Annotated in this window: 17 protein-coding genes and 1 pseudogene; 9 read left to right on the top strand and 9 right to left on the bottom strand. The window is 66.8% G+C overall.

What is annotated here, in order from left to right; genetic code table 11:
• Nucleotides 1-17: 17 nt before the first annotated feature.
• The gene (locus QQ25_RS23655; RefSeq protein WP_039381401.1) at nucleotides 18-593 is read left to right on the top strand and encodes an IS607 family transposase; all 576 of its coding nucleotides are present in this window, start codon (nucleotides 18-20) and stop codon (nucleotides 591-593) included.
• Nucleotides 593-2,020: an IS607 family element RNA-guided endonuclease TnpB gene (gene tnpB, locus QQ25_RS23650; RefSeq protein WP_039381399.1), complete on the top strand. Its 1,428-nt coding sequence runs from the start codon at nucleotides 593-595 to the stop codon at nucleotides 2,018-2,020. The genes QQ25_RS23655 and tnpB overlap by 1 nt, the downstream gene beginning before the upstream one ends.
• 42 nt (nucleotides 2,021-2,062) lie before the next feature.
• Here tnpB and QQ25_RS23645 read toward each other — a convergent pair.
• Nucleotides 2,063-2,695: pseudogene (locus QQ25_RS23645) on the bottom strand (chloride channel protein); the annotation flags it as partial.
• A 105-nt stretch (nucleotides 2,696-2,800) separates the two neighbouring features.
• Between QQ25_RS23645 and mshB the strand changes: the two are divergent.
• Both mshB and QQ25_RS23635 read left to right on the top strand, forming a co-directional pair.
• A complete protein-coding gene (mshB, locus tag QQ25_RS23640) occupies nucleotides 2,801-3,667 on the top strand; it encodes an N-acetyl-1-D-myo-inositol-2-amino-2-deoxy-alpha-D-glucopyranoside deacetylase (RefSeq protein WP_039381397.1) in 867 nt (288 codons plus the stop codon).
• Nucleotides 3,668-3,857: 190 nt separating this feature from the next.
• Complete coding sequence (locus QQ25_RS23635; protein ID WP_101906492.1) at nucleotides 3,858-4,214, top strand: hypothetical protein; 357 nt, start codon at nucleotides 3,858-3,860, stop codon at nucleotides 4,212-4,214.
• A 1-nt stretch (nucleotide 4,215) separates the two neighbouring features.
• Here QQ25_RS23635 and QQ25_RS29820 read toward each other — a convergent pair whose 3' ends face one another.
• Nucleotides 4,216-5,700 (bottom strand): hypothetical protein, encoded by a 1,485-nt coding sequence (locus QQ25_RS29820; protein WP_052236016.1) that lies wholly within the window; start codon nucleotides 5,698-5,700, stop codon nucleotides 4,216-4,218.
• Nucleotides 5,701-5,903: 203 nt separating this feature from the next.
• On the opposite strand from QQ25_RS29820, the gene QQ25_RS23625 reads away from it, so the two are divergent.
• A complete protein-coding gene (locus QQ25_RS23625) occupies nucleotides 5,904-8,495 on the top strand; it encodes a bifunctional FO biosynthesis protein CofGH (protein WP_039381395.1) in 2,592 nt (863 codons plus the stop codon).
• On the opposite strand, the gene QQ25_RS23620 is transcribed toward QQ25_RS23625, so the two are convergent.
• Entirely contained in the window at nucleotides 8,492-9,082 is a 591-nt protein-coding gene (locus QQ25_RS23620) for an excalibur calcium-binding domain-containing protein (RefSeq protein ID WP_052236015.1), read from the bottom strand. The two genes, QQ25_RS23625 and QQ25_RS23620, sit on opposite strands and share 4 nt — an antisense overlap.
• A gap of 175 nt (nucleotides 9,083-9,257) precedes the next feature.
• On the opposite strand from QQ25_RS23620, the gene QQ25_RS23615 reads away from it, so the two are divergent.
• Both QQ25_RS23615 and QQ25_RS23610 read left to right on the top strand, forming a co-directional pair.
• Nucleotides 9,258-9,806: a YceI family protein gene (locus QQ25_RS23615; protein ID WP_039381393.1), complete on the top strand. Its 549-nt coding sequence runs from the start codon at nucleotides 9,258-9,260 to the stop codon at nucleotides 9,804-9,806.
• 220 nt (nucleotides 9,807-10,026) lie between these two features.
• Nucleotides 10,027-10,710: a GAF and ANTAR domain-containing protein gene (locus QQ25_RS23610; RefSeq protein WP_039381391.1), complete on the top strand. Its 684-nt coding sequence runs from the start codon at nucleotides 10,027-10,029 to the stop codon at nucleotides 10,708-10,710.
• A gap of 18 nt (nucleotides 10,711-10,728) precedes the next feature.
• On the opposite strand, the gene QQ25_RS23605 is transcribed toward QQ25_RS23610, so the two are convergent.
• Nucleotides 10,729-12,744, bottom strand: a complete 2,016-nt coding sequence (locus QQ25_RS23605; protein ID WP_039381389.1) for an NADPH-dependent 2,4-dienoyl-CoA reductase — start codon at nucleotides 12,742-12,744, stop codon at nucleotides 10,729-10,731.
• A 263-nt stretch (nucleotides 12,745-13,007) separates the two neighbouring features.
• Here QQ25_RS23605 and fdxA point away from each other — a divergent pair, with 263 nt between their 5' ends.
• Nucleotides 13,008-13,331, top strand: coding sequence for a ferredoxin (fdxA, locus tag QQ25_RS23600; RefSeq protein ID WP_039323713.1), 324 nt, complete (start codon nucleotides 13,008-13,010; stop codon nucleotides 13,329-13,331).
• Nucleotides 13,332-13,360: 29 nt separating this feature from the next.
• Entirely contained in the window at nucleotides 13,361-14,461 is a 1,101-nt protein-coding gene (gene dapC / locus QQ25_RS23595) for a succinyldiaminopimelate transaminase (RefSeq protein ID WP_039381387.1), read from the top strand.
• Between the two features lie 68 nt (nucleotides 14,462-14,529).
• On the opposite strand, the gene QQ25_RS23590 is transcribed toward dapC, so the two are convergent.
• From QQ25_RS23590 to QQ25_RS23570, 5 genes are all read right to left on the bottom strand, one after another.
• On the bottom strand, nucleotides 14,530-15,147 hold the full coding sequence (locus tag QQ25_RS23590; protein ID WP_039323708.1) for a response regulator: 618 nt from the start codon (nucleotides 15,145-15,147) through the stop codon (nucleotides 14,530-14,532).
• Nucleotides 15,144-16,364 carry a sensor histidine kinase gene (locus QQ25_RS23585; protein ID WP_052236014.1) on the bottom strand — a complete coding sequence of 407 codons (1,221 nt, stop codon included), beginning with the start codon at nucleotides 16,362-16,364 and terminating at the stop codon, nucleotides 15,144-15,146. Before QQ25_RS23585 ends, QQ25_RS23590 begins: the two co-directional genes overlap by 4 nt.
• 9 nt (nucleotides 16,365-16,373) lie before the next feature.
• Nucleotides 16,374-17,870 (bottom strand): carotenoid oxygenase family protein, encoded by a 1,497-nt coding sequence (locus tag QQ25_RS23580; protein ID WP_039381385.1) that lies wholly within the window; start codon nucleotides 17,868-17,870, stop codon nucleotides 16,374-16,376.
• 89 nt (nucleotides 17,871-17,959) lie between these two features.
• The gene (locus QQ25_RS23575; RefSeq protein ID WP_039381383.1) at nucleotides 17,960-18,535 is read right to left on the bottom strand and encodes a DUF6199 family natural product biosynthesis protein; all 576 of its coding nucleotides are present in this window, start codon (nucleotides 18,533-18,535) and stop codon (nucleotides 17,960-17,962) included.
• Between the two features lie 91 nt (nucleotides 18,536-18,626).
• The gene (locus QQ25_RS23570) at nucleotides 18,627-20,225 is read right to left on the bottom strand and encodes a PucR family transcriptional regulator (RefSeq protein ID WP_039381381.1); all 1,599 of its coding nucleotides are present in this window, start codon (nucleotides 20,223-20,225) and stop codon (nucleotides 18,627-18,629) included.
• Nucleotides 20,226-20,258 lie beyond the last annotated feature (33 nt).

Here is a 20,258-nt window from a genome sequence, read left to right as displayed (position 1 = left end):
TGTGTTTTACTGAGTGCGTGAAGTTGGCCGAGTGGGCGCGGACGCAGGGTGTGCATCCGCAGACTGCGTATCGGTGGTTCCGGGAGGACCGGATGCCGGTGCCTGCTCGCCGCTTGGACTCGGGGACGATCTGGGTTGACGTGGCCGAAACATCGGCTGCCGGTCGGGTTGTGGTCTATGCGCGGGTGTCGTCGCATGATCAGCGTGCGGACATGGACCGGCAGGTCGCGCGCCTAACCCAGTGGGCTACCGCCAACGGGCATGTGGTGGGCGAGGTGGTGACCGAGGTTGGGTCCGGGCTGAACGGGAAACGGCCGAAGATCCGGCGGGTTTTGTCCGACCCGTCTGCGAGTGTGGTGATTGTGGAGCACCGTGACCGGTTGGCCCGTTTCGGAGTCGAGCATCTCGAAGCGGCTTTATCGGCGCAGGGCCGCCGCATCGTGGTGACCGACAAGGGGGAGACCGAAGACGATCTGGTTCGGGACATGATCGAGGTGCTGACCTCGATGTGCGCGCGTCTCTACGGGCGGCGCGGCGCTCGCAACCGGGCGATGCGGGCGGTCACCGCTGCCAAGCAGTCTGAGGCGGTCTGATGGCTGAGAAGTTCGAGGTTGCCGACGGGTGGGTGTTGCAGGCGTACCAGTACGCCCTGGATCCAACCCCCACGCAGGCTGCTGTGCTGGAATCGCACGCCGGCGGTGCGAGGTTCGCCTATAACACGATGCTGCGGGCGGTGAAAGCTAACCTGTCCCAACGCGAGGCCGAGCGCTCGTACGGGATCGCCAAGGCTGATCTCACCCCGACACTGCCGTGGTCGTTTCAGTCGTTGCGCAACGACTTCAACAACCGCAAACACCGTGTGGCGGTACGCGATGACGGGACGCCGTGGTGGGGTGAGAATTCGAAAGAGGCGTACGCCAACGCAGTCAAGAACCTGTCGGTGGCGCTGAAGAACTGGGACGACTCCCGCAAGGGCAAACGTAAAGGTCCTCGTGTGGGGTTTCCGTCGTTCAAGTCCAAACGCTCGACCAGAAAGTTCGCGTTCACCACCGGCACGATCCGCATCGAGGCTGATCGCCACCACGTGACGCTGCCCCGATTGGGAACATTGCGGGTGCACGAGTCGACCCGCAAACTCGCCCGCCGACTCGAACAAGGCACCGCGCGGGTGTTGAAGGCGACCGTGCGGTTCGAACGCGGGCGCTGGCTGGTGAGCTTCACCTGCGTCGTCGAACGCGCAACGCACAGGCCCGCCCACGTGAAGCGCCTATTACCGGTAGTCGGTGTCGATGTCGGTGTGAAAGACCTGGTTGTCGCGGCCACCCCGGACGGCCGAGAGGTCATGCGCATCCGCGCCCCGAAAGAGTTCAAGCAGGCCTCCCGGAAGCTGCGGGCGCTACAGCGCAGGGCGGCCCGCCAGCACGGCCCGTGGGACGCGGTGGCCAATACCCAACGCCAGCCATCGACTGGGTGGTTGCGTACGCAGCAGGCCATCGCGAAACATCATGTGCGGGTGGCGAATCTGCGTCGCGATCGGCTGCACAAGCTGACCACCCTGCTCGCGCAGCGCTTCGAGGTGATCGGTACAGAGACCCTCGCGGTGAAGAACATGATGGCCGCCGGCGGTTCCCGCAAGCGGGGGTTGAATCGTTCGATTGCAGATGCTGGTTTGGGTGAGTTCTTCCGCCAGCTCGACTACAAAACAACCTGGTACGGGTCAGCGCACGTCAGGTCCGACCGGTGGTATCCAAGCTCGAAGACATGTTCTGGCTGCGGTTCGGTGAAAGCCAAACTGACCCTGGCAGAACGTACCTTTGTCTGCGACAACAACGAGTGTGGCCTGAGCATCGATCGTGATCTCAACGCCGCGATCAACATCGCGCGCCTAGCGCGAGCGGAGCAGAGTGCCTGCTTCGACAGTGGTGGAGCCGACCGTAAGACGACCGCTTCGGCGGCGCTGGTGGCTGAGAAACCTCAATCCAGCAATGGAAGCGCCTCACCGCAAGGCGAGGCTGCCTAGTGGGAACAGAGCACAATCACATTTGCTCACCAGAAGGCAACGGTCTGGCCATACGAGCGGAGCCCGAACATGAGTCACGGGCGCCGCGACCGCGACCGCCAGCGCCGAGGTGATCAATGCGGCGCCGACGGCCCGTGGATGCCACGTGTGCAGCATGATGCGGATCGCGAACAAGGCGCCGCCGACCGGAACGCTGTACACCGCCGCCAGCCCGGCCCCTGCGGCGCAGGCAAGCAGGATCTGACGGTCGCCGGGAGTCAGCGCCCATCGCGAGGTGCCCGCGTCGCCGAGCACTGCGGCCATCTGACGGGGCGCACCCTCACGGCCCAAAGACGCTCCCGACCCCACCACCAGCACCTGCAGCGCCGCGTCGAGCGTGAGTGAAACCCGGGGAATGGGGCGATGATTGGCGATGGTCGACGCCAGTCCGGGAATCTCATGGTGTCGTCGCAGAATCCACCAGCCGAACCCGGCCAGTGCCCCGCCGATCATCGGGCCCACCGCGCGGCGCACCGGGCTGCTACCGCTGACCCCATCGAGCAGCGAGCCGAACGAATAGGCGTAAGTGAGGTGTTCGACGAAATGCAGCAGAACCGTCGTCGCCATCCCCGCCAAGCCCGCCAGCACACCGACAACGACGATGCTGCAGCCGAACTCAAGCTCCCGCCGGGTCACTCCGTGAATCTAGGCGGCACGCGCCGATTCCTCAGTGCGGTGGAGAAAAGCCGGTGACGTGAGTCTTCGAGCGCGGCTGACGGTGCGCGGCTATCGTCGGTCACGATGCCGAACGAAGCGCCCCGTCTCCTGTTTGTCCACGCCCATCCGGACGACGAAACCCTCACCACCGGTGCCACCATCGCGCACTACGCCGCGCGCGGCGCAGAGGTACACGTGGTGACGTGCACCCTCGGCGAGGAAGGCGAGGTCATCGGCGACCGCTACGCGCAACTGGCCGTCGACCACGCCGACCAACTCGGCGGGTACCGGATCAGTGAGCTGACCAAGGCGCTGCGCGCGCTGGGCATCGGCGAACCACAGTTCCTGGGCGGCCCCGGCCGATGGCGCGACTCCGGCATGGAGGGTTCACTTGCGCGCAAGCAACAGCGCTTCATCGACGCCGATTTCGGCGAGGCCGTCGGCGAACTGGTGCAGATCATCGAGACCCTGCGGCCACACGTCGTCGTCACCTACGACCCCGACGGCGGCTACGGGCACCCCGACCACAAACAGGCCCACCGCGTCACCACCGCGGCGGTCACGGCCGCGGCCGACGGCGCTTGGGCCGTCCCCAAGTTCTATTGGACGGTCATGGCGAGCACCGCGATGCGGGCCGGCTTCCAAGCCCTGCGGGACATCCCCGAGGATTGGATCCGCATCGACGTCGGCGATGTTCCGTTCGGGTACACCGACGACCAGATCGATGCCGTCGTCGACGCCACCCCGCAGCTGCCGGCCAAGATCGCCGCGATGCGCGCGCACGCCACCCAGGTCACCGTTTCTCCCGACGGCAGCGCATTCGCGCTGTCCAACAACCTGGCACTGCCACTTATCGGCGAGGAGCACTACGTCCTCGTCTCGGGCCAGGCGGGCCAGCGTGACGAGCGTGGATGGGAAACCGACCTGCTGCACGGACTGAACCTGCAATAGCCAAAACCGGACGCGGTAAGCTCCGGTTAATCAGAGGCGTCGAAGGGACATTCATGGACCCCGATCTGGATCCGAACCTGCAGCACTGGCAGGACCGTGCGGACAACTTCCAGTGGGTGGTGGGTTCGCTTGTCGGTCTGCTCGACAGCATTCCCACCTGAGGCCCGATCTGGGCACGCCCTCGGACCCCGTGCTGGGTCGCATCGTCCTGGCACTGCTCGCGGTTGACGGCATCATCTCCGCCGTCGTAGGCGCATTGTTGCTGCCGTCGTATGTCGGCTCGATTCCATTTCCGGTGAGCGCGCTGTTCGCCGGAGCGCTCAACACCGCGCTTGTGTGGGCGGCCATCCATTGGACCGATTCCATGCGGATGGCGGCGCTGCCGTTGTGGACGTGGCTGGCGACCGTCGTGGCGATGACATTCGGCGGACCTGGCGGAGACGTCATCTTCGCCGGTAGCGGACTGATGGCCTACGGCTCGTTGATATTCATCGCCGCCGGTGCGTTACCACCGGCGGCGATGCTGCGACGGCGTTACCGCCGCTGACTCAGGTCTTTGCCTTGTCCGACTTGCCCGCGCCGTCGGAATCCTTGGACTGCTGAGAATTGGACTGCTGAGAGTCCTTGGCGGACACCGCCTTTTCCTTCTTGACCTTGGGCTTCGGCGTCGCGTTCTTGACGGCGGCCCTGACCGCCTCGCGGGTTTCGTCTGCGGTTTTCTTCGCCGCACCGACCGTGTCCTTGACCCGCGCCTGAACGCGTTCCGAAACGTCGGTCTTGGTGTTCGCCACGGCCGGGGACTTGGCGACGCGGTTGGTGACCGTACTCGTCGGCGCAGGCGCCTCGTCCTTCACCGAATCAACCGGCGCCTGAAGTGTCGCGCGCACCGACGTCGGCACGTCCGTCACCTCCTTGGTGGTGACCGCCGCACGCCCGGGGGTGAAGTAGTTGATCTGATCGTTGACGTAGTCGCCGACCGCGTTGACAGCGTTGCTGCCGTGGTCGGCGAAACTGTTGCCGACAAAGCGAGCCTCGGTGCCGAGCGCCTCCAACAGGCCTTGGCCGTCCTTCAGGACGTCGTTCAGATAGCGGTCCGGAACCTGGATCAGATCCGTGGTCAGGCCGACGCCCTGCGCGGACAGCGCGTTGATCAAGTCTTGGTTGATTTGTATCTGCCTGCTGATGAAGTGCAGGTTCAGCGCGTCGAACGCGTCCTCGGCCCCGTCGACCACAAAGTTGGTCGCGCCGTTGACGAGGCCAGCAGCGCCGTCGATGGTGCTCACCGCGGCATCGGTGACGAAGTCCGCGGGCGGCAGCACGACATCGCCGACCAGGTCGCGCAGGTTCGGGAAGACGGCTCCCGGTGCTGCGGCGGCCAGGGTTTGGGTGGTGGCCAGGGTGGGGAATGGTGGCGGCAGAGGCGGGAAGATCCAGCCGAAGAACTCGTTGAACTCGGCGACACCGAAGTTGATGGCGGCTTGGATCGATTCCCCGATCGCCTCAGCGCCCGAGTTGACCCAGACTCCGAGATTCAGTGGATTATTGACCACTGGAACGAGGAAGGTCAGGAAGAAGGCATTCGCGATCGGTCTGATCAGCGTCGTATAGAAGATGTCGACCTGGGTAGTGATGGGGCTGACGAACGGAACCCATTGCCCGACCCAGTAGGCCAGGTCAATGCCGTAATAAACAGCCCAGTCGACCCAATCCATGACGAAGTTGTAGGTGTTGGCCAGCCAATCGCTCGCCGCATTCTGGACACCGACGTCGCCCGTCGCCGCCGCCGCGGGTGCAACGCCCGATGCCGGTGCGTCACCGGTCTGGCTCGCGATCCTCGGCGCCACCGCGGCCGTCATGCGGCTGGCGGCGGCGAGCAGGTCGACCATGGCCTGCGTCAGTTGCGGCTGGGTGGAAGTCGGTTGTGCGGGGACTGCGATGTCGGCGGGGGCTGCCTGTACCGGGGCGAGGGCGATGGCGGTGGCGGTGGCTGCGGCGGCTCCCGCGACCAGATACGAACGAACACTTGTAGACATCACGACTCCTCCGGTCTCCCCTTTCCCGACGGGATTAACTTACGTGGTCGTGAACCTGTTCGTCGCTCCTTTAAGTTGTGTGTCCGATAAGGGCCGCGTGTTGCGCCGACATGCGAGGTCTACTGTGGCCGGTATGCCGGGCGCATTGGTTTCAGAATGTGAGACGCGTGGATGATCGAGCACAACGACGGGGTTACACGGGAGTGGCTCTGAACCCCCAGCACGGCGCCGAACTGCCCATTCCGGCCGTCCCACCGAAATCCTCGATGCCCAGCGCGCCGACGACCTCGGGCGCCCTGCGGCGGGTCTTGCGCCGGGCCCGTGACGGCGTGACGCTCAACGTCGACGAGGCTGCCATCGCGATGACGGCTCGCGGCGAGGATCTGGCCGATCTGTGTGCCAGCGCTGCCCGGGTCCGCGACGCCGGCCTGGAATCTGCGGGTCGGCGCGGTGCGAACGGGCGGCTGCCGGTCAGCTACTCCCGCAAGGTCTTCATCCCGGTGACACACCTGTGTCGCGATACCTGCCACTACTGCACGTTCGTCACCGTGCCCGGCAAGCTGCGCGCGCAGGGCATGGGCATGTACATGGAGCCCGACGAGATCCTCGAGGTGGCCCGTCAGGGTGCCGAACTGGGTTGCAAGGAGGCTCTGTTCACCCTCGGTGACCGGCCCGAGGATCGCTGGGACGAGGCCCGGCAGTGGCTCGATGAGCGCGGCTACGACTCCACCTTGGACTACGTGCGGGCCATGGCCATCCGGGTCCTCGAGGAGACCGGACTGCTTCCGCACCTGAACCCCGGCGTGATGAGCTGGTCGGAGCTGTCGCGCCTCAAGCCCGTCGCGCCGTCCATGGGCATGATGCTGGAGACCACCTCCCGGCGCCTGTTCGAGGTCAAGGGTGAGGCCCATTACGGCAGCCCCGACAAAGATCCCGTCGTACGGTTGCGCACGCTCGACGATGCCGGCCGGCTCTCCATCCCGTTCACCACCGGCCTGCTGGTCGGCATCGGTGAGACGCTCACCGAGCGGGCCGAGACCATGCACGCGATCCGCAAGTCGCACAAGGAGTTCGGTCACGTCCAGGAAGTGATCGTGCAGAACTTCCGGGCCAAGGACCACACCGCGATGGCGTCGACTCCGGATGCGGGGATCGACGACTTCATCGCGACCATCGCCGTGACGCGTCTGGTGCTCGGGCCCAAGATGCGCATCCAGGCTCCGCCGAACCTGGTCTCCCGTGACGAATGTCTTGCTCTGATCGGCGCGGGGGTCGACGACTGGGGCGGCGTGTCACCGCTGACCCCCGACCACGTCAACCCGGAACGGCCGTGGCCCGCTCTCGACGACCTGGCCGACGTCACCGCCGAAGCCGGTTACGACCTGGTGCAGCGGCTCACCGCGCAACCGCAGTACGTACAAGCGGGTGCGGCATGGATCGATCCGCGGGTACGCGGTCACGTCGATGCGCTGGCCGATCCCGACACCGGATTCGCGCTCGACGTCAACCCGGTCGGGCGGCCCTGGCAGGAGCCGGACGAGGCTTCGGAATCGCTGGGCCGCATCGACCTGCACTCCGCGATCGACTCCGAGGGCCGGCTCACCGAGACCCGCAGCGATCTGGACAGCGCGTTCGGTGACTGGGAGTCGATCCGCGCCAAGGTGCACGAGCTCGCCGCACGGGCTCCCGAACGTATCGACACCGATGTGCTGGCGGCGCTGCGTTCCGCCGAACGCAATCCCGGCGGCTGCAGCGACGACGAGTACCTGGCCTTGGCCACCGCGGACGGCCCTGCGCTGGAAGCCGTTACCGCACTGGCGGATTCGCTGCGCCGTGACGTCGTCGGTGATGACGTCACCTTCGTCGTCAACCGCAACATCAACTTCACCAACATCTGCTACACCGGCTGCCGGTTCTGTGCGTTCGCGCAGCGCAAGGGCGACGCCGACGCGTACTCGCTGTCCACCGACGAGGTCGCCGACCGCGCCTGGGAAGCCCACGTGGCCGGTGCCACCGAGGTCTGCATGCAGGGCGGCATCGACCCGGAACTTCCTGTCACGGGTTACGCCGATCTGGTTCGGGCAGTCAAGGCGCGCGTGCCGTCGATGCACGTGCACGCGTTCTCCCCGATGGAGATCGCCAACGGCGTCACGCGCAGTGGGCTGTCGGTGCGGGAGTGGCTGACCTCGCTGCGCGAGGCGGGGCTGGACACCATCCCGGGCACGGCTGCCGAGATTCTCGACGACGAGGTGCGCTGGGTCCTGACCAAGGGCAAGTTGCCGACCTCGGAGTGGATCAACGTGGTGACGACCGCGCACGAGGTGGGGCTGCGCTCGTCATCGACGATGATGTACGGCCACGTCGACACGCCGAAACATTGGGTCGGGCACCTCAACGTGCTGCGTTCGATCCAGGACCGGACCGGCGGCTTCACCGAGTTCGTGCCGCTGCCGTTCGTGCACCAGTCCTCACCGCTGTATCTGGCCGGTGGCGCGCGTCCAGGGCCGACGCACCGCGACAACCGGGCTGTGCACGCGTTGGCCCGGATCATGTTGCACGGCAGGATCTCTCACATTCAGACGTCGTGGGTCAAGCTCGGTACCGAACGCACGCAGGTGATGCTGCGCGGTGGCGCCAACGACCTGGGCGGCACATTGATGGAGGAGACCATCTCCCGGATGGCCGGCTCGGAGAACGGCTCTGCCAAGACCGTGGCCGAGCTCGTCGCGATCGCCGAGGGGATCGGCCGTCCCGCGCGTCAGCGCAGCACTGATTACTCGCCCCTGGCTGCTTAGCCCCCTGTCAGGGCGCTAGCGCGGGTCAGGCAATTCACGTCGTGCCCGTCGCCGGCGATACCGGAGTCGATCAGCCGGCCGTCGAGGATCTCGCAGGAGATGCTGCCGGCGTCGCCGATGACCGGATCGGCACCGACCATCTGGTCGCCGATGCCACTGCTGACCAACTGGGCCCGGCCGCCGCAGTGTGAGGCGGTCTGCAAGGTGCCCGCCGCACCGGACGGCGCCGTGATGTCGATGCAATTCGCACCCGTCCATGTGACGACCGTGGTGTAGCCCTGACCCGTGACGGCCGGAGCTGCCGGGGCCTGAGTGGCCGGTCCCGTCGCGACCGGTGCGGGAGGACTGCCGTACAAGGGCAGTCCTCCGCTGCTCGATATTGACCCGCTACCTCCACCGCCGGTCTCGCAGGCGACGCCGTCGCCGTCACGGTCCAACTTGGAGCTGTAGCCGGGTTGGCCCGCGTAGAGCGGAGCGGCGCCTGCGGCGCGGGCTGCAGCGCAACTCGGGTACGCGCCGGCGATCGGCGCCGTGACGAGCCCGGTCGTTGCTGCGGTGCACGCGAGGGCGGCGATGACTGTGCGCATACCAGTGGGTCCGATCTTTAAATTGACAATGATGCAAATTGCTGACCAGAGCATGATGCGCTGTGCTGCCGAAATCGGCAGAAAAATCCGGAAAATCGGGAATTGAATCGGACCACGGTCCGGTTATCTCCAGTGAAGGTGCCGGACCGACCGGCTCTCGAACCAAGGAGACACCATGACCGCAGCTGTAGCCACCGACCTGACCGCCGGGACCTGGGCCATCGACCCCGTGCATTCCTCGATCAACTTTTCGGTCCGCCACCTCATGGTCAGCAAGGTTCGCGGCAGTTTCGAGTCCTTCAGCGGCGCCATCACCGTCGGTGAGGACGGCACGCCGTCGGTCAGCGCCACCATCGACGTCAACTCCATCGACACCCGCAACGAGCAGCGTGACGCGCACGTGCGCTCTGCGGACTTCTTCGACGCCGAGAATCACCCGACCGCCACGTTCGTTTCGACCGCCGTGCGGGCGGATGGTGACGATTACATCCTCGACGGGGACTTCACACTCAAGGGCGTGACCAAGCCCGTCTCCCTCAAGCTCGAGTACAACGGCGTGAACCCCGGGATGGGGCAGGGCGCCGTCGCCGGGTTCGAGGCCTCAGTTGTGTTGAACCGCAAAGACTTCGGCATCGACATCGACATGCCGCTGGAGACCGGTGGCACTGTCATCGGCGACAAGGTGACCATCACCCTCGAGATCGAGGCACTCAAGCAAGCCTGACGTGCTGCTTTGTCACGCTGGAGTGGCGCTCAGCCTCCAGCGCCACTCCAGGGTGACATCCGCACAGAAGGGCGGTCCCGTCGGCTCGATGTCTGAACCGGCGAGACCTCAGTGAGGGCGATGGTCGACCATGGCTCTCACCTAATGCAACAGGGTGCCCCGCACCGGCGGTGACAAACGTCATGTGTGTAACGGTCCGAGTACGGGAACCCCGTCCGACATGGTGGAACTGACGCGGCACGATTTGGCCGTGCGGATGGCGGACTTGGCGCGCGCTGTCGCCATGCCGCGCACTGTCGATCAGATATTGAGTGGAGTCACCGCGGCGGCCACCGAACTGATCCCGGGCGCTGATACCGCCGGGGTGCTGCTGATCGGTACGGGTGGCACGTTCGACTCGGTCGCGGGCACCAGCGATCTGCCTCACGAACTCGATCAACTGCAGATGACCTTCCAGGAAGGCCCGTGCATGCAGGCCGCTCTGGCGGACACCGTGGTCCGCACCGACGATTTCCGCGAGGAGACGCGGTGGCCGAGCTATTCGAAGGCCGCGGCCGATATCGGTGTGCTCAGTGGGTTGTCCTTCAAGCTCTACACCGCGGACCGCACCGCCGGCGCGCTGAACCTGTTCGGGTTTCAGCCCGGGGCGTGGGACGGCGAAGCGGAGACCATTGGGACGGTGCTGGCCGCACATGCCGCCGCCGCGCTGCTGGCCGGCAGACACACCGAGCAGCTGACGTCGGCGCTGACCACCAGGGACCGCATCGGCCAGGCCAAAGGCATCATCATGGAGCGTTACCAAGTCGACGACGTGCAAGCGTTCGAGATGCTGCGGCGGCTGTCGCAGGACAGCAACACCAAGCTGGTCGACGTCGCCCAGCAGGTCATCGACACCCGGGGTTAGCGCCGCTGGGCCAGTGGATCACAGTCTGGCGGCCAGCTCCGTGCCCTGTTTGATGGCCCGCTTGGCGTCGAGTTCGGCTGCGACAGCGGCGCCCCCGATGATGTGGGGTTCGATTCCGGCGCTGAGCAATGCCTCCTCGAGATCGCGGACCGATTCCTGTCCGGCACAGATCACCACATTGTCGACCGGCAGAACACGCCGGTCCCGGTGCTCGGAACCGAAGCTGATGTGAAGGCCCTCATCGTCGATGAGCTCGTAGTTCACCCCGGAAAGCTGATGCACCCCTTTGGCTTTCAGTGACGCACGGTGCACCCAACCGCTGGTTTTGCCGAGGTTGCGGCCCTGCGCGCCCTTGGTGCGCTGCAGCAGGTACACCTCGCGGACAGCCGGTGCGGGCAGCGCCGTGGTGAGCGCTCCGCGTGCCTCCTGGGGATCGGCCGCGCCCCACTCGGCCTTCCATTCCTTCAGATTCAAGGTGGGGGACAGGTCGGTCGTCAGGAATTCGCTGACATCGAAACCGATTCCGCCCGCGCCGATCACCGCCACCGACTTGCCCACCGGTGCTCCGGTGATGGCCTGCGCGTAGGTGAGAACCTTTGGATGCTCGATCCCCGGAATGGCGGGGAGCCGCGGGGTGACGCCGCTGGCCAGCACCACATCGTCGAAACCGGTCAGGTCCTCGACTCCGGCCCGGACGCCCAGTCGCACATCGACCTTGAGCTTGTCCAGCATGGTGGTGAAATAGCGGATGGTCTGGCTGAACTCTTCCTTGCCGGGAATCCTTCTGGCCAAATCGAATTGGCCGCCGATTGCCGACCCTGCCTCGAACAGCGTCACCCGGTGACCGCGCTGCGCGGCGCTGACCGCGGCGGACAGCCCGGCCGGCCCCGCGCCGACGACCGCCACCGACCGGGCGTGCCGTGTCGGGCTGAGGATCAGCGATGTCTCCCGGCCGGCGCGCGGGTTGAGCAGGCAGGACACCTTTTTGTGCACGAAGGCGTGGTCGAGGCAGGCCTGGTTGCAGGCGATGCACGTGTTGATCTCGTCGGCGCGCTCCTCGGCGGCCTTGAGCACCCAGTCCGGATCGCTGAGGAGGGGCCGGGCCATCGAGATCAGCTGCACGTGTGTCTCGGCCAGGGTCTGTTCGGCGGTCTGGGGCATGTTGATCCGGTTGGATGCCACGACCGGAACGGAGACATGTTCGGCCACCGCACTGCTGATGTCGACGAAGGCGCTGTTGGGCACCGAGGTGACGATGGTGGGCACCCGTGCCTCGTGCCAACCGAATCCCGAGTTGATGATCGTCGCCCCTGCGGCTTCGACTTCGGTTGCCAGCGCGATGATTTCGTCCCAGCTCTGACCGTCTTCGACATAGTCGGCCATCGACATCCGGTAGCAGATGATGAAATCGGTGCCGACGGCCCCGCGTGTCCGGCGCACGATCTCGACCGGGAAGCGGCGACGCTTCTCCGGGCTACCGCCCCATGCGTCGGTGCGCTTGTTGGTGCGCGGCGCGAGGAACTGGTTGAGCAGATAGCCCTCGCTGCCCATGATCTCGACACCGTCATAACCCGCCTCTCGGGCCAGCAGCGCGCAGCGGACGAAATCGTCGATGGTGCCCTCGACATCGCGCAGTGCCCGCGGCCGGAACGGGTTGATGGGGGCCTTGATCGCCGACGCGCTCACCGAAAGCGGGTGATACGCATAGCGTCCGGCATGCAGGATCTGCAGCAGGATCTTGCCGTCCGCGTCGTGCACCGCGCCGGTGATTCGGCGATGGCGCCGCGCTTCCGACGAGGACACCAGTTGCGAGGCGAACGGCAGCAGCCAGCCGGTCTTGTTCGGTGCGTAACCGCCGGTGATGATCAGCCCGACCCCGCCACGCGCGCGCTCGGCGAAGTACTCGGCCAGTTTCGCGGTGTCGCCGGCGCGATCCTCCAGACCCGTGTGCATCGAGCCCATCACCACGCGGTTGCGCAGTGTGGTGAACCCGAGGTCCAACGGTGACAAAAGGTTCGGATATGCCAGCCCCATGTCGGCAGAGTAGGTGGGACCGGCGGTCCTATGCAACTAATTGCCTGCCATTGTCGGGGGTCCAAGTAATCGACCGTGGCGACTAGGCGAGGGGTATCTGCGACGTTTAGTATCAGTTACCACGCGCCACCCTTAAATGGGCGGTGCGTGAAGTTAGGGCACACTGAGACGAGCGTCCAAGTATGGGCAACGCATACTGTGACGTCGACTCATCAGAGTCCCGACCACCGAGCCCAGCAGCCCACTGGACAGGAGAGACATCAGTGACGTACGTCATTGCCGAACCCTGCGTCGACGTCAAAGACAAGGCATGTATCGAGGAGTGCCCGGTCGACTGCATCTACGAGGGTGCACGCATGCTGTACATCCACCCCGACGAGTGTGTGGACTGCGGCGCATGCGAACCCGTCTGCCCGGTCGAGGCCATCTACTACGAAGATGACGTCCCGGACCAGTGGAGCAGCTACGCGCAGGCCAACGCCGACTTCTTCTCCGAGTTGGGTTCCCCCGGCGGCGCTTCCAAGGTCGGCGAGACCGACAACGACCCGCAGGCCATCAAGGACCTGCCGGCCAAGGCTGAGGACTGAGCACGGTCGAAACCGGCTTCGAGACTGACGTGGTGCGACAGCGTCGTTCGGCGGCACTGCCAGAGTTCCCGTGGGACACCCTGGCCGACGTCACGGCTCTGGCTCGCTCGCACCCCGACGGAATCGTCGATCTTTCGGTAGGAACGCCGGTAGACCCGGTCGCGCCGGTGATCCGGGACGCGCTGGCCGCTGCCAGCTCGTCTCCCGGATACCCGACGACTGCCGGTACGCCCGCCCTCCGTGCCTCCGCCGAATCGGCACTGCGACGCCGCTACGGCATCACCGGCCTGGCGCCGGACGCCGTGCTGCCCGTGATCGGCACCAAGGAGCTGATCGCCTGGCTGCCGACCCTGCTGGCGATCGGACCCGGCGATACCGTCGTCGTCCCCGAACTGGCCTACCCCACCTATGAGGTGGGTGCGCTGCTGGCGGGGGCGCAGGTGCTACGCGCCGATTCCCTGACACAGCTGGGCCCGCAGCGTCCCGCGCTGATCTATCTGAACTCGCCCAGTAACCCCACCGGTCGGGTGCTCGGCGTGGACCATCTGCGCAAGGTGGTGTCATGGGCCCGCGAGCGTGGAGTGCTGATCGCCTCCGACGAGTGCTACCTGGGCCTGAGCTGGGACGCGGAGCCGCTGAGCGTGCTGCACCCATCGGTCTCCGACGGCGACCACACCGGACTGCTGGCCGTGCACTCGCTGTCCAAGACATCTTCGCTGGCCGGCTACCGCGCTGGTTTCGTCGCGGGCGATCCTGCCGTGGTGGCCGAACTGCTCGCGGTGCGCAAGCATGCCGGGATGATCGTGCCGACACCGGTGCAGTCCGCGATGGTGGCGGCCCTCGACGACGACGAGCACGAGGCTGTCCAGCGCGAGCGCTACGCGAAGCGTCGTGCGGTGCTGTTGCCTGCACTGCAGGGAGCCGGTTTCACCGTGGAGCACTCGGAGGCCGGCCTGTACCTGTGGGCGACCCGCGGCGAGCCGTGCCGCGACACGGTCAAGTGGTTGGCCGAGCGTGGGATCCTGGCGGCGCCGGGTGAGTTCTACGGTCCGGCCGGGGCGCAGTACGTGCGGATCGCGCTGACAGCGACGGACGAGCGCATCGCCGCTGCCGTCGCGCGGCTTTCGTAAGGCTCGAACCTGAGCTTATGTGCGTAATTTCGGCGGAAAGTCGTACATAACTTCAGGTTCGGCGGCTGTCAGCCGAGCAGTCCCAGCGACATCGCTGTGGTGACCGCCGCCGTGCGGTCGGACACCCCGAGTTTGTGAAACGCGCGCAGCAGATGCGTCTTCACCGTGGCCTCGCTGATGTGCAGGGCGTGGCCGATATCGGCGTTGGTGGCACCTGTGGCGACCAGCCCCAGCACCTGCGCCTCGCGTGCTGACAGCGTGACCGACGGTGAGCGGACCGCATTCACCAATCGATCGGCGACTCCCGGTGCGAGCACGGTCTTGCCACGCGCGGCGTCGCGTACGGCGCTGGCCAACTCGGCGCGTGACGCGTCCTTGAGCAGATAGCCCGTTGCCCCGGCCTCGACGGCGCGGAGGATGTCGGTGTCGCTCTCGTAGGTCGTGACGACGACGATGTGGGTGGACGGATTGTCGGCCAGGATGCGCGCGGTCGCGGTGACGCCGTCGATCCCGGGCATCCGTAGGTCCATCAGGATGACGTCGGGGCGCAGCGTGTGGGCCAGCGCGATCGCCTCCGCACCGGAACCGGCCTCACCGATCACGGTCAGGTCGTCCTCGGCTTCGATCATGCCGCGCAGTCCCTCGCGAACCACCGGGTGGTCGTCGACCAGCAGCACGGTCGTCATACCGGCACCGCCACCACGACCCGCACGCCGCCACCCTCGGGCGTGGACAGTGTCAACGTGCCACCGACCTGGTCCAGCCGGGCCCGCATGCCGCGTAGGCCGAACCCGTCGGCATGATCGGATTGCAGGCCGATACCGTTGTCGGACAAGGACAGTCGTACTTCGCCGGGGGTCGCCTGCAGCCGCACGTGGAGCTCGGTGGCCTGGGAATGCCGGCGCACGTTGGCCATCGCCTCCTGTGCGCTGCGCAGCAACACCACATCCGTGGCCATGCCCAGCTGCGGCACGTCGTCGTCGATCCGTACGTCGACGGCGATGCCGGTCTCCGCGGCGAGGCCCTCGGCCTGGCGGCGCAGCGCGGCGGACAAGGTGCCGTCCGCCAATGCCGCCGGCGTCAGCCGGGTCACCATGGTGCGTGCCTCGGCCAAGTTGTCGCGCGCGGTGTTGCGAATCAACTCGACGTGGCGGGCGGCCGCTTTCGGATCGCTCGCGCTCTCGGCCTGCACGGCCTGGGCCAGCGCCACGATGCTGGTGAACCCCTGGGCGAGGGTGTCGTGGATCTCGCGGGCCAGCCGCTCCCGCTCCGCGGCCACGCCGGCCTGGCGCGACAGCGCGGCCAGCTGCGCGCGGCTGGCCGCGAGCTCGGCGACCGTATCGGTCAACTGCTGCCGCTGGCGCATGGTCGTCATGATCGTCGTGCCGATCACGGGGGCGGCCACCGCGCCCACCAGAGTCACCGCAGCGACCGCGGGCAGGCTCGGCCACCCCGGCCCGTGGCTCGCGATGGCAAGGCCCAGCGGCGCCAGGGTGACCAGGAAGGTGAGCGTCAATGCCGCCGTCAGCGGCAGCGTGGCGAAGATGAGCGGGTAGAGCGCCGGAATGGCGGCGACCGCCGGCGCCGCTGCCAACACAGCGATGAGCCACAGGCCGATCATCACCGCCACAAACGTCGCCGTGCGAGCACGCACCGGGCCCGCGACCGGATCGGCATCGTGAATGACGTTGCGCCCGAACATCAGAACTATCAGCACCATCGCGGCGAGCGCGCCGCAGGCCACCGGAACGTTGCCGCCCAATGTGGTTCGCAGCAACACGACCGCGAGAATCGCCGCGATACACAGGCCGCAGACGTAGGCCTCCCACATCCAGTGCCAGTCCGACGGCTCGCCGACGGCGGACCTCGGATCAGAGCTTGAGGTGGGACCGGTTTCGGTCATCTGCCGATGCTAGCGGGCGGACGGATCCTCGGCGGCCACCCAATTGCCGTGGAAGCCGTGCGGAACCCGCACCGGAATATGCACGGTGGCAACGGGTGCCAGGCTCTGCCCGTCGAGCATCACGAGATCGCTGCGGTTCTCCGCACGGTCGTAGACGAAACCCATCAAGACTCCGTCGTTCTCGCCGGCGTCCGGACCGGACGGGACGAAGACGAACTCGCCCGGTTCGCGCCCGGGTCCGAAGCCGACCCGTTCGGTGGTGCCGTCGCGCAGGTCGTGGCGCAGGATGGCGGCCGGCGCCGCGTCGGGTTCCGATGGGAGGCTGACGGTGTAGCCGTACCGGTGCGGCAGTCCGGTGAGGCGGTCATCCACGCGCGGGAATTCCTGGGTGGAGTCGTCGAGTCGCTGCTCGTGTACCCGGCCGGTGCGAAGATCAATGGTCCAGCGGTCCAACGTGATCGAATCGGTGAACAAACGGTCGCCGGTGGTGAACACCGCGGGATGCCGGACCACGTCGAGCACCACCTGCTCGCCGTCGGGACCGGTCTGGTCGTAACCGTTGAGGGCGTGGAACACGTAGCACGGCGGGATGTCGAACCACCGGATGTCAGCGGCAGCGCCCTCGCGTGGCAGTAGGCCGATCCGGGCGCCATGCTCGGGCGCCCAACGGTAGGGCATGGCCGTCGTGGGCAGCGGGGCGCGTTCGGACCCGCGCATCGCTGCGCGGAGTACGAAATCCGGGGCCGCATGGCGGGCGGCGAAGCCGGTGAGCAGCCGCGCCGCGGCGCGCGCCGGAGCGCTCTTGACCATGCCGGCCAGGTCGAGCAGCACCGGAAGGTCGTAGAGCACCACATACTTCTCGGTCAACGTGAAGTCATGCATCATCGTCTGTGCGCGCAGGGCGATGTCGACGGTGCGCCGGACCCTGCCGTCCACGCCGGTCACGGAGTAGCTCACCAGGTTGCCGCGCAGCGGGTTGTATGAGACAGCGTGCAGCTCACCGGTTTTCGGATCGTGCTTGGGGTGGGCGGTAAACCCACCGAACAGTGTGCCGCAGAAGTCGGACGGGCCAACGGTGTCGAGCCGGTCGGTGAGTTCATACGGCCGCGCACCCGCCTCGGTGAGGACCAGGGTCTTGCCGGCATGGCCGATGATGTTGGTGTTGGCGGGAAAGTCGAATCCGCCCGCGTGCGCGCCGCCGGCCCATTTCTCGCCGAGCTCGCGCGCCACCGAGCTCGACCGGACCCAGCGATTCCGGTACCAGGTGGCCGCGCCGTCGCGCAGCCGGATGCCGTGCGCCATGCCGTCGCCCAGGAACCAGTGGTGGTGCCGCGGGTCGGGAGCTCGCAGTGGGTTGGGCCCGGTGCGCAGATAGCGCCCGTCGAGATAGTCCGGGATGGTTCCGGTGACCGTCAGGTCGGTGACGGTCACCTCGTCGTGCACCGGCGCGAAGTTCCCGCTGAGGAAGGGATGCTCGGATTCCTGCTGAACCGCTTCGGTAGTCATACCCCTACGGTGCCCCGTCGGTCGCTTCCGCGCGACGACTTCACGGCTGATTCGTCTGTCAACCGAACGATGGACAGCGCCGTTGCCGATCAGACCGGCGGGCGAGCCATGGAACATTTGGTGAGCTGCTGCGATTTCCCCAGGCTCTGCAGGCCGCCGTGGTAGTAGAGCAGCATGTTGTGGTACTTCGGCAGCGCGCGGTCGCGCACCCACATGTTTTCCGTCGGGGTGCTGGGCTGGTCGCCGAGCCTGCGTACCGCGTCCTTGACGAACTCGATCTCGACCTTGAGCTCGTCGGCAAGTGCCTGTACTTCTTGGTGATTGGCGATCTTCCCGTTGTCCCACTTGATGGTCTGATTGAACCGCGGACGGACCTGTGTCTCGCATCGTTGCTGTGCTGCGGCATACAGGTCGGTTTGCTCCTGCTCGGCCCGCTCATCGCCCTTCTCGCCGAAGTACTGCCCGATGCAGGCGATGCCCACGACCACGGCCACGACCGCGCCGATGATCCGCCCGACCCCGTTGACCGCGACGTAGGTGTCCGACGGCTCGGTACGGTCGCGGAACTTCCACCCCTCGTCGAGGTAGAAGGCGAGTTTGGGCTGAAACGCGAAGTACGCCAGCACGGCGGCAAGTACGAAGCACAGAATGCCCAGCGCCAGCATGATGACCCCCTCGTCGAACCCGTCGTGACACTCCCGATGCCATTGTCAGGGGCGAACGGGACCGCCGAATGCACCAGTTTCGGGCCTCGGCTCAGGCGGTGGCGCGCAGGCTCAACGAGAGCAGGAGGCGCACATCCGCATCGTTGAGCGACGCCCCCAACAACTGTTCGACCCGGCGGATCCGGTAGCGAACGGTGTTGGGGTGCACGTGCAGATGTTGTGCCGCCGCCGCGACATCGCCGAAGCAATCCAGATACACACTCAAGGTTTCGGCCAGCCCCGGTTCGTCGGCCCGCAACGTTCGCACCCGTGGGTCGATCAGCCGCTCGTCGGCCGCGACGGCGGTGACGATCTCGTCGAGCAGGACTGCAGTGCGCGCCTCGGCCAGTGAGGTGACCGCGGCCAGCGTTCCGGGGTGGCGCTCGGCGGTGTCGAGCACCCGGTCCACATCGGCCCGGGCGTCGGCGGCACCGGACAAACCGGCCACGGGGCTGGCGACCACCGCGTGCAACTGCAGACCCAACTCTGCGCGCAGCGCCGCCACGGTGCCCCGCACCCACGAAGTCACCGCCTTGCCGGTGCTCGGAAACAGCACATAGACCCGTGAACCCACCGAGGCCATCTGTGCGTCATGACGGAAAGCGCTGGCGCTCAACGCCAGAACATCGGCCAGCCGGGTGTCGGGCGGCCCGCCGGCATTTCTCGCGCCTTCGGCGCGGCTGTCGAACCCGATCACCGCCGCTCGCCCGTCGACGGCCACCCCCAGTTCCCTGGCGATCAGCTCGATCTCGACGGGAGCGTCCGCCTCGCCCAACCCCAGCAGTTCCTGCACCCGCACCGCATGCGTCGACGGGGTCGCGGCCAGCCGGGCGATGATGCGCCCGGCGAGCACCGCGGCGCCGCGCAGCACCTCCTCGGCATCTTCGGCGAACGGACGGCTGCCTTGCTGCACCCAGATGGTCCCGACGAAGGCGGGGGCCCGACGCTCGTCGACCGCCGGTGCGAAGATGCCGATCGCCAACCGGGGACGCAATCCGAGTTCGGGGCGCTCGGCCACCCGTACCGCCTCCGGGCGGGAGCGCAGCGCATCGAAGATTCCCCATTGCGCGATCCAGGCCAGGTGCTCCGGCGGGCCCGCCCGGCCGAGAATCGACAACCGCCGCAACTCGTCGGCTTCGTCGCTGGAGGCCGAGTAGGCCAGCACGTGTGACTGGTCGTCCTCGATGCTGACCATGCCGTGGGTGCGTTCGGCCACCGATTGGGCCAAGCCGAACAGATCGGTGCCCGAATCGTGTAGCGCACCGTCGCCGTGATGCTCGAAAACGTGGTTGACCAATCGGTAGAGCCGCTCCCAGCGAGCCCGCGGATCGACGGCGACCACCGCGGTGCCGGCGGCCGCTGCCCGGCTCACCAACGCTGCCGACGGCTCCTTCATGAAGACCGCGGTGGGCGCGCGCCGCGCACTCTGCTGCTCGACCCAGCGCAGCGCATCGTCCCCCGAGACCCCGAGCAGAAAGAACACATCGGCAGCTCCCGCCGACGGCGCCAACCCCAGGCGCACATCGTCGGAATCGATCAGCGCCGCCGAGGCCACGGGCAGGTCGAGGCCACGCGGTGCCCGCACCAGCTGCACCAGCGTGGCGTCCAGCGCCAACAACAGCTGGCCCAGGCTGACGCCCCTCGTCCGCATATTGTCCGATCCTACCGATACCTGGCATCAGGC

Source organism: Mycolicibacterium setense (assembly GCF_000805385.1).
Taxonomy (GTDB): domain Bacteria; phylum Actinomycetota; class Actinomycetes; order Mycobacteriales; family Mycobacteriaceae; genus Mycobacterium; species Mycobacterium setense.
This window is presented reverse-complemented; position numbering and strand designations above follow the sequence as displayed.